This is a genomic window from Coprococcus intestinihominis (assembly GCF_040096555.1).
In the GTDB taxonomy this organism is placed as follows: domain Bacteria; phylum Bacillota; class Clostridia; order Lachnospirales; family Lachnospiraceae; genus Coprococcus_A; species Coprococcus_A intestinihominis.
In genome coordinates this window covers 1-1,871 of record NZ_JBBMEK010000400.1, presented here as the reverse complement: position 1 = coordinate 1,871, position 1,871 = coordinate 1, and the positions used below count along the sequence as shown (strand labels likewise).

Sequence of the window (1,871 nt, the reverse complement as noted above, 5' to 3'; positions counted from 1 at the left end):
GGTTCTCAAGAAGCTGATGACTGTTCTGAAGTGCCTGCTCAAAGATCTCTTCAAAGGAGAGATAGGAAGCTTCCGGGCAGCCGGGATAGGTGTACCACGGCTTTTTGTCAGTGTTCATATAATCATGTTCATCAGACAGATAATCCTGATAGACCTTCTTCTTCTGAGCGGGGAGGATTGGCAGAGTGCCTTCAATCCGGTATCTCAGCAAATGATAAAAACGGTTGTTCGGGCGCAAATGAATGTTCTGACGCTGCATATTGCGGACGCCTGTACTGATTTCATTCGCGGAGATCCGGTACTTGTAAGTGGTCTGGATCGTCTGACGCATCAGATAGGCAATGGCTGACAGGTCTTTGCGGCTGACAAAGGTCAGTGCTTCAAAATTCAGCTGGGAAGGCTCCATATGGCAGCGACTCCGAAGCAGCACTGTGTCAATGGTTGTCTCAACCTTCCGACGGTGACATGTCATGCGGGATGAACTGCACTTGGCCGGAAGATCCTGCCAGACCCTGAAAAGAATATAGGGTGAAGCAGACTGATCAATGGTAAAAAAGCAGAGATAGCCTGCCATATAGGCGATGCAGACATCGCGCTCCTGATCGGCCATGCCACTTAATGTATCCAGCATATTATTAAAAAACGCAGCGTATTCCTGGTTGCGCAGCGTCAGGGAAGCTGTACGATAGGACAGTCCACGCTTGGATAAAGTATGAGGATTAAAGGAGAGCAGATTGTTCCCTTGAAGACCCAGAAGAAAAGCATGGTTATTCTTTTTAATGACTTCATGGATATAGTTGTCGGAAAGCATATCACAGGATTCCATTCCAAACAGATAATATGTTAAAAATCCAGCCATAGGGTTTCGTCCTTTCTAATAAGCGTTGTACATACGGATATCAGTATATACAATAGATATCATACATGATTGGGACAGGATGTTCAATGAATTGAGTGTAAACTTTTCTAAAAGGTTTATAAACTTGAAAAATAATAAAAACAGAACACTTGTTTCTTTTTGCTATATGTGGTAAGATTTTGCTATATGGAGGTTGTGACAGGTTATCATGGATTTATTTGATTATATGAGAGAAGACAAAATGGAGAAAGAGTCGCCCCTGGCTTCAAGGCTTCGTCCGAGAACGCTGGATGAGATTGTAGGACAGCAGCATATTCTCGGACGGGACAAGATGCTGTATCGGGCGATCAAGGCTGATAAGCTCAGCTCGATTATTTTATATGGGCCGCCGGGAACAGGCAAGACAACGATAGCGAAGGTGATCGCCAACACTACCAGCGCGGCATTCACACAGATCAATGCGACTGTAGCCGGCAAGAAGGATATGGAGCAGGTTGTTCAGGAAGCGAAGGACCGTATGGGAATGTACGGCAAACGGACCATCCTTTTTGTTGATGAGATCCACCGTTTTAATAAGGGTCAGCAGGATTATCTGCTGCCTTTTGTGGAGGACGGCACGCTGATCCTGATCGGCGCAACAACGGAGAATCCGTATTTCGAGGTGAATGGCGCTTTGATATCCAGATCGGTTATTTTTGAACTGAAGCCGCTGTCAGCGGAGGATATCGGGGTGCTGATCAGGCGTGCGGTTTATGACACAGAGCGCGGTATGGGCAGTTATGGAGCTGAGATCTCAGATGATGCGGTTGATTTTCTGGCGGATATGTCCGGCGGTGATGCACGCATGGCGTTGAATGCGGTGGAATTGGGTGTTTTGACAACAGAACCGTCAGCGGATGGGAAGATCCACATTACGGTTGATGTGGCATCAGAATGTATTCAGCGCCGTGTGATGCGTTATGACAAGAACGGAGACAATCATTACGATACGATCTCAGCTTTTATTAAGAGC

At 46.3% G+C, this 1,871-nt stretch carries 2 protein-coding genes; one reads left to right on the top strand and one right to left on the bottom strand.

The features are described 5' to 3' along the window. On the bottom strand, window positions 1–859 hold an 859-nt coding region (locus WMO25_RS17625), incomplete at its 3' end, for a hypothetical protein (RefSeq protein ID WP_349086499.1). 208 nt (window positions 860–1,067) lie between these two features. Between WMO25_RS17625 and WMO25_RS17620 the strand changes: the two genes are divergently transcribed. Continuing rightward, a partial coding sequence (locus WMO25_RS17620) for an AAA family ATPase (RefSeq protein ID WP_349086497.1) occupies window positions 1,068–1,871 on the top strand: 804 nt, incomplete at its 3' end.